This is a genomic window from Bacillus sp. AFS059628, assembly GCF_002571225.1.
Taxonomy (GTDB): domain Bacteria; phylum Bacillota; class Bacilli; order Bacillales; family Bacillaceae_G; genus Bacillus_A.
Map to the genome: position 1 here is coordinate 31549 of NZ_NVEC01000039.1, position 7139 is coordinate 38687.

Here is a 7139-nt window from a genome sequence, read left to right on the forward strand (position 1 = left end):
TCATACACATTCAAGCTGTGAAAATACCAAAGAATATTGAAAGTCATTTGTTTAAGCAACTTAGTAACTTGGTTTCAAATGAGAAGAAAAAACAAATGAAGCGTTTATTAAACTCATGCGACGTTAATAGGACCCTGATAGGGGATTTACTAATCCGATCTCTAATCTGCCAAAAGTATAAAATTAATAATGAAGAAATTAGATTTATATATAATGAGTATGGAAAACCTTTTGTTGAAAATTTTTCTGACTTTCATTTTAATCTGTCACATTCAGGAGAATGGGTGGTTTGTATTACTGCTAATTTTAATGTGGGTATTGATATAGAAAAGGTTTCAGAGATAGAGGCTCTTAAATTAGCAAATGAATTTTTTTCAGAGGAAGAATTTTATGATATATCTAATATAAATTCTGATGAACAAATTAATTATTTTTATGATTTATGGACATTAAAAGAAAGTTATATAAAAACGATTGGAAAAGGGCTTTATATCCCGTTAAATTCATTCTCTATAAAAAAAGAGTCACCAACTTTAATTTCATATAAGTATATACCTCAAAACTTTTACTTTAGACAATATAACATTGAGCCAAATTATAAGATATCTGCTTGTGCAACAAGGGATGAATTTCCCCAAGAGATAATAATTGAAGACATTTATGCAATTTGCCAAAATATATACAAATTTGAAAGTAAGGAGAAAATCAATGCAGAAGACTAAACTTTTTTGCTTTCCACATGCTGGGGGATCTGCGTTTAGTTACGCAAAATGGAAAAATCACTTTAATCCATATATTGAAGTAGTCCCGATTGAGTTAGCTGGTAGAGGATATAGAATTGAAGAAAACTTGTACCAAAGTATGGAAGAGGCAGTAAATGATGTCTACAATAAAATAGTTATGCAGATAGATGATTCGCCCTACATTCTATTCGGACATAGCATGGGAAGTTTGATCGCCTATGAAGTAGCCAGAAAAATAAAAGATTCAAAAAACGTATCGCCTGAATTTCTTGTTTTGTCCGGTAGAAATCATCCAAATAGTAAAATAAAAAATATCCGACATAATCTTTCTAATGAGCAATTTAAAAGAGAAGTTATTGCAATGGGAGGTACACCGTCCGGGGTACTTCAATCAGAAGAATTAATGGAGATTTTTCTCCCAATTCTAAGAGCAGATTTTAAAATTGTCGAGACATATATTCATGACAATAATATACAACCATGTGATATTGATTTTCTTATATTTAATGGGGAAAATGATGAATTTACTACATATGATCAAGTAATAATATGGGAGCAATATACAAGTAAAACGTGTACTCTTTATTCTTTTGAAGGTAATCATTTCTTTCTAAATGAAAATATTGAAGAAATAGCAAAGAGTATTATAAGAAAGTTAGATTCTAAAAGATTATCAAATAGTTTTTAGAGGTTCTCTAAGTATATTCATGGCTAAGGAACAAAATATTAAATATGAAAAATAAAGGAACTGCTGAAATATCATTGAATAAGGGCATTGAAGCCTAAACGAACTTTTTAAAGGTAGGAAAAAAGACTCATTGAATCGTAAGAGTTACTTCCCTTATTTATCTAAAAAAGTGATGCAACTTATTTGCATCACTATTTAAAGTTTTATCAGAGAGTAATTTAACGTCTCCATATCTATCTGTATATACTCTGTACCTTTCTTAATTCTTCCATCTTGAAAATAATCAGGGGTAGGATTTTTTTGATAAATACGTGTATTCGACTTGATACGAGAGATATAGTAGGCCTCCTTATCTTGTATATATTGAAGGTCTTTCAAATGAAAATAACCTAAATCTCGGATACATAAATCATTCGCTGTCACAGTTGGGGCACACAGAGAGCCGTAAGTGCGATCATGTTGTGTACCTGGGCCTGTATGAATATGTAGGAACTGTCCACTTAACAAATCATACTCAAGTTGAATTTTTATTCCAGCTGTATGGCTGCATCCTCCTGCACCTGGATAAACCGATGAAAATACATCTGGGAGTTGAAATGCAGTTGAATCTAAAATACGAACACGCTTGAAAACAGAAGTGTATGGCGAAGAAATCGGCATAGATGCGTCCATTTTTTTGTTTAGTAGTTCAGCTAGTAGGCGTTGTAAAAGTTGGACAGCCGCCTCATTAAACCGTTGATTCAGTCCTTCAGGACTGATGAGCACTTCTGTTGATGCTTCTAAACAGCTACATAACTGAGTTAAAGAGGTTTTAGCGACATTTTGACTCATCCATACACATAAAGCTACTAAATCTTGTGCTTGATACTTACTTGTTCGCTGTACAAATCCAACATCTCTAGCTAGATTCTGTAAGGTATTTGAGGATAAAAGACTCTTAATCTCCTGTGCAAATAATTGTAAGTCATCAGATACAGAATTAGACATACAAAAAACGCCATCCTTTCCTATAATTCTACAGTAAGAATAACGTCTTTTTTGCTTAATGAACAGTGTGAAACCTTAGCTTTATGGCAATGTGACGGTACCTCATTTAGTCGTCTGATAACATTACATATTTACATAATTTTCGTTATCGAAAGTTACCGTATTCATGTTTTAAAAGAGAATATACCTTAGAATCGCAATACATACCATTGATCATTACACTTTGTCTTAATGTTCCTTCATATGTCATTTTTAGCTTTTGCATAACTCGTTCAGACGCTGTATTCCTTATGTCGCATCTTCCTTCAATACGATTTAAATCTAATTCTTGAAAGCCAAACTTTATTAGTTCTTCTAAAGCTTCAACGATAACTCCTTTTCCCCAATACAGTGGGTTAATAACGGCTCCTAAAGAAGCGCTACTGTGTGATAATTTCCAGATGCCACAGGTGCCAATAGCTTTCTGATCCCCCTTAAAGATAATAGACCATATGAAAGACTTACCTTTCTTAGCTGTATCCATCGTATTTTCTAAAAAAATACGAGTTTCATCTTTATTCTTATGTACCTCTCGAGGTACATATGTAGTTGTTTGAGGATCCGAATAGACTTCAAATAAATCATCTAAATCATGAAAATCTAGTTTTTTTAATAAAAGACGCTTTGTTTCTAATTTTGGGATTTTATATGTATCTTCCATACTCTCACCTCAGTTAATCGTTATTTATATATTATATACCTTATTCATGTAAAGTTTACATAACCTATCATTATAAGTAGTCAACAATCAATAGAATTTTCGTTATGGGGGGATTTTGATTTTTTAGGTTGATAGCGATGGGGTCACCATATCAAAAAAAGATAATTGTGCGTTTAGACATATTTTTCAGCCACTTCCTGTTCGTTAAGGAACTCATTATTTTTTTACAGTTTTTTATTAAGAAATTCTAAATAACTAATTATAATAGGTGAAGAAAACGATCAATAGTTGGGGTACGGAAAGGATTCGAATTTACATTCTTTCTCAATACATATCATGGATAAATAAAGTAAAATATGGGTTGGGGCTATGTCTCATGTTGTGTTAATCCTAACAATAACTAAGGGTACATAATATGCTTTCATACCTTTGAATAATTTTGTTATAGAAGGGATGGAGATTTAACTGGCTCAAATTGTTGGTATTGATAGATACCTTTGTACTGGGGCTTTAATCTATATGCGTGAGGGCCTTTCCCTAAGTCTTTTCAGGAAGTAAGGATCAGTAAGCAAACACTTATACAATATGAATAGAGGAGAGGAATGCCTTATGAAAATACGTATTCAAATTACATGTGCAAGTCTGGCCCTTGTAATAGCTGGAAGTTCCCTGTTATATACAACACCAACCTCAATTGTAAAAGCAGAGCCTACTCAAAATGTATCTAGTTCGTTACAAACAAATACTCAACGAGATCGTACTTCCGTCAAGCAAGCAATGCGGGATACATTGCAACTTGGATACCCGGGGATACTTGCTAAAACTTCTGAGGGTGGAAAAACGTGGGGGTATGCCGCTGGAATAGCGGATCTGAGAACCAAGAAACCAATGAAAACAGATTTTCGCTTTCGCATTGGGAGTGTGACGAAGACGTTCACCGCAACAGTTGTACTTCAATTAGTTGGAGAGAATCGCCTGAAGCTAGACGACTACATCGAAAAATGGTTACCTGGTGTCATTCAAGGAAATGGATATGATGGTAACAAGATTACTATCCGGCACATATTGAACCATACAAGTGGTATCGCTGAATACTCAAGGTCAAAAGACGCTGATTTTACGGATACAAAAAAATCGTATACGGCTGAAGAGTTAGTGAAGATGGGGGTTTCTCTGCCTCCAGACTTTGCTCCAGGAAAGGGCTGGTCTTATTCAAACACAGGATACGTATTACTGGGCATTCTTATTGAAAAAGTAACTGGAAACAGCTATGCGGAAGAGGTTGAAAATCGAATTATTGAACCACTTGAATTGTCGAATACATTCCTACCAGGCAACTCAAGTGTTATTCCAGGCACTAACCATGCCCGTGGATATGTCCAACCAGACGGAGCAAGTGAGCTAAAAGACGTTACTTATTATAACCCAAGTGCAGGTAGCTCTGCTGGAGATATGATTTCTACTGCTGACGACTTAAACAAATTCTTCTCTTACTTGCTCGGTGGCAAATTACTGAAGGAACAGCAACTAAAACAAATGCTTACTACAGTTCCTACAGGAAAAGAAGGAATCGATGGATATGGTCTTGGAATCTATGAAACTAAGCTGCCAAGCGGTGTCTCGATATGGGGACACTCAGGTGGCATTCTAGGGTTTACAACTCTAGTTGGAGGTACACTTGGAGGCAATCATACGTTGGTCGTCAATTGGAATAGTTTGGGTAGAACTGGCAGTCCTAATCCTTTTAAAAATATTTTACTTGCTGAATTTAGCAAGTAGGAAAAAAGGAAAAACTTATCGTAGTTTTCATAGTTAAAAATATACTTTTCTGTTTCAAAAGCCCCAACTTATTTTCAAAAAAAATAAGTTGGGGCTTTTTTGTTTTGGTGGCGTTTATTCTTCTTAAGTTGACGGCCATGTAAGGTGACCCCCTATTATAAATAGTATGACATTAATTTTTCTGTTTATTTATATAATGTATAATTGCATTATGTAAAAATTCAGCTAAGTCTTCATTACTAAATTGATTTATGTAATTTTTAAATCGATTATCAAATTTATACGCATTTGCAATACATGTCAACATTTCAGAATCACATACAATAGATTGTTCGAGATAACTTTTCCACTCTACAATTAATTGCTGTACTTCATCGGAAGTAGGTGATTGATTAATATAGGAAGCAATTTTTCTAAACACTCTTTCCATTTTTTGTTCGAATTCATGAAATAAGTTCGCTTTTTCATTAGGAGAGAGATTTTTCAATTTCTCCTCAAATTCTTTGTATTTTTCTGTTTCCCCATAGATGTATTTCGCTTCATGAGTATATTGTTCTTGTAATGGTAAAATGGATGAATTATTAAAAATATTTAAGTTGTAGATATCCTTTCCTGATACATACTCATCTACCGCAGTAATAACTGCTTCTAAACGTTGTTTTTTTAACAATAAAGTTTGGTTATGCTTCTTTAATAATTGTTGCTGTTCTTCTCTCGTAAGCTTCAATACATCCGCAATTTCCTTTAGAGAAAATTCCATTTCCTTAAAAAATAGAATAGTTTGAAGCTGTGCTAAACTGTTCCTATCATAGAGTCGATAACCATTATCTGTTAAGTAAATTGGCTTTAATAGATTTATTTTATCATAATATTGTAAGGTTCTTTTGGTTATGCCTGTAATTTGGACAATATCTTTAACCGTTAATAATTGTTTCTTCATCCCAAAATCCTTTTATTTCATCTAGTATTAAATTGGCAGGAATTATTGTGGCTTCAAAGATGTTTTTTCCTATTTTCTCTAAATAGTATTTGATTAAATAGTATCCACAGGCATAACCAGCAGCATAAGGCATATTGACTGGTATATAGTTTTGAAGTTTTGCTAATTCATCACCATAAAGATACGGTGCAATTTTATCAAATCCTGTTAATTGTAATTGTTCCTTGAGCACGGGTTTAATACATCTATTAAGCATTTCCATAGTTGTTTTCGATACCCAAGGACCGAGTAGATCTTCCCCAAAAATAGAAGTAGCAAAGTTTTCTGCTAAACCCTCACTAACAATTAATTCACCTAAAGTAACCGTATGGTCCCACTGAATAAATTGATATCGAACATTATGATTACATTCATGTGCTAAAGCAGCCTTCATTCGAGGTATTGTGTATTCATTTGGCACAAATGTACACAAAATATAACCAGGGATACCTCCATCACCACTATATCCTTCATTTAACATTAATGAAGAGCTATTTGGATCCCCTAATAGAATCGTGAATAAGTAATCAGATACACGAAGGTTCACATCATGCGCTCTAAATAAATGAAGGCTTTTCCTAACAGCTTCTTTACACTCAGACCAAAAAGAATCAGAGGAAATCAATTCTAATTCTGGTGTAATCTCATTTGTAATCTGATTAGGAGAAATGCTCATTATATTATTCAATGTAATAACATCAAAGCCATTTTGCTCCTCAGCTTTAAAAGGAACATATTGAATTTCCCATTTCCCCATAAACGGAGCTAACATTTCTTGTCTGTATAATTCAACCTTTTCCTCTTTTGGAGCTTGTAAAATTTTTCGATATATTTGATCTGACCGTAATGATTTTATATTCATTTCTTTCACTCCTTATTTAATATAGTTAAAATTATGCACTATGACGTTACGTTATAGTCAAGTGGGTTAACTAAAAATATAGCAAGAGAATGGGATTATATGTTTTTTGAAATATATTAATAGGACACTTTCATTTGTAATTACCTTAGCTTAGTTTGGATGTTGAACGTATTTGAAAATGTCTACAAAGCCGAATTTTAAACAACCTTATTGGGGCCCACCACACATCCATTAAGCTATGCTATTGAAATACCCCCTTGCTATCAAGTTAAAAAATCTGTTGTTCTCCAAAACGATAAAAATAAACTTTGGTTCTATAAAAACACAAAATTTTCATTTAGGGGGGACTTAAAAATGTTAGCTTGATAGCCATGTGGTGAGACCCCACATCCATCAACTTA

General features: G+C 33.4%; 6 protein-coding genes and 1 pseudogene. 3 read left to right on the forward strand and 4 right to left on the reverse strand.

The genetic code is table 11. The features are described from left to right. The first annotated feature begins 17 nt into the window (after positions 1 to 17). A complete protein-coding gene (locus COL05_RS13845) occupies positions 18 to 722 on the forward strand; it encodes a 4'-phosphopantetheinyl transferase family protein (RefSeq protein ID WP_098669035.1) in 705 nt (234 codons plus the stop codon). Then, complete coding sequence (locus tag COL05_RS13850; RefSeq protein WP_098669036.1) at positions 709 to 1431, forward strand: thioesterase II family protein; 723 nt, start codon at positions 709 to 711, stop codon at positions 1429 to 1431. The genes COL05_RS13845 and COL05_RS13850 overlap by 14 nt, the downstream gene beginning before the upstream one ends. Positions 1432 to 1638: 207 nt before the next feature. On the opposite strand, the pseudogene COL05_RS13855 reads toward COL05_RS13850, so the two are convergent. Both COL05_RS13855 and COL05_RS13860 read right to left on the reverse strand, forming a co-directional pair. Then, positions 1639 to 2418: pseudogene (locus COL05_RS13855) on the reverse strand (IS4 family transposase); the annotation flags it as partial. A 145-nt stretch (positions 2419 to 2563) separates the two neighbouring features. Beyond that, positions 2564 to 3118 (reverse strand): GNAT family N-acetyltransferase, encoded by a 555-nt coding sequence (locus COL05_RS13860; protein WP_063549430.1) that lies wholly within the window; start codon positions 3116 to 3118, stop codon positions 2564 to 2566. A 609-nt stretch (positions 3119 to 3727) separates the two neighbouring features. Here COL05_RS13860 and COL05_RS13865 point away from each other — a divergent pair. Beyond that, the gene (locus COL05_RS13865; protein WP_097842884.1) at positions 3728 to 4897 is read left to right on the forward strand and encodes a serine hydrolase domain-containing protein; all 1170 of its coding nucleotides are present in this window, start codon (positions 3728 to 3730) and stop codon (positions 4895 to 4897) included. Between the two features lie 172 nt (positions 4898 to 5069). On the opposite strand, the gene COL05_RS13870 is transcribed toward COL05_RS13865, so the two are convergent. Both COL05_RS13870 and COL05_RS13875 read right to left on the reverse strand, forming a co-directional pair. Beyond that, positions 5070 to 5837, reverse strand: coding sequence for a MerR family transcriptional regulator (locus COL05_RS13870; RefSeq protein ID WP_098294969.1), 768 nt, complete (start codon positions 5835 to 5837; stop codon positions 5070 to 5072). After that, positions 5812 to 6738 (reverse strand): DUF2268 domain-containing putative Zn-dependent protease, encoded by a 927-nt coding sequence (locus tag COL05_RS13875; protein WP_098669037.1) that lies wholly within the window; start codon positions 6736 to 6738, stop codon positions 5812 to 5814. The genes COL05_RS13870 and COL05_RS13875 overlap by 26 nt, the downstream gene beginning before the upstream one ends. Positions 6739 to 7139 lie beyond the last annotated feature (401 nt).

Excerpts from the sequence above, each read along its gene's own strand:
- COL05_RS13870 (WP_098294969.1), bottom strand. The coding sequence starts at position 5,837 with ATGAAGAAACAATTATTAACGGTTAAAGATATTGTCCAAATTACAGGC.
- COL05_RS13875 (WP_098669037.1), bottom strand. The coding sequence starts at position 6,738 with ATGAATATAAAATCATTACGGTCAGATCAAATATATCGAAAAATTTTA.
- COL05_RS13850 (WP_098669036.1), top strand. The coding sequence starts at position 709 with ATGCAGAAGACTAAACTTTTTTGCTTTCCACATGCTGGGGGATCTGCG.
- COL05_RS13860 (WP_063549430.1), bottom strand. The coding sequence starts at position 3,118 with ATGGAAGATACATATAAAATCCCAAAATTAGAAACAAAGCGTCTTTTA.
- COL05_RS13865 (WP_097842884.1), top strand. The coding sequence starts at position 3,728 with ATGAAAATACGTATTCAAATTACATGTGCAAGTCTGGCCCTTGTAATA.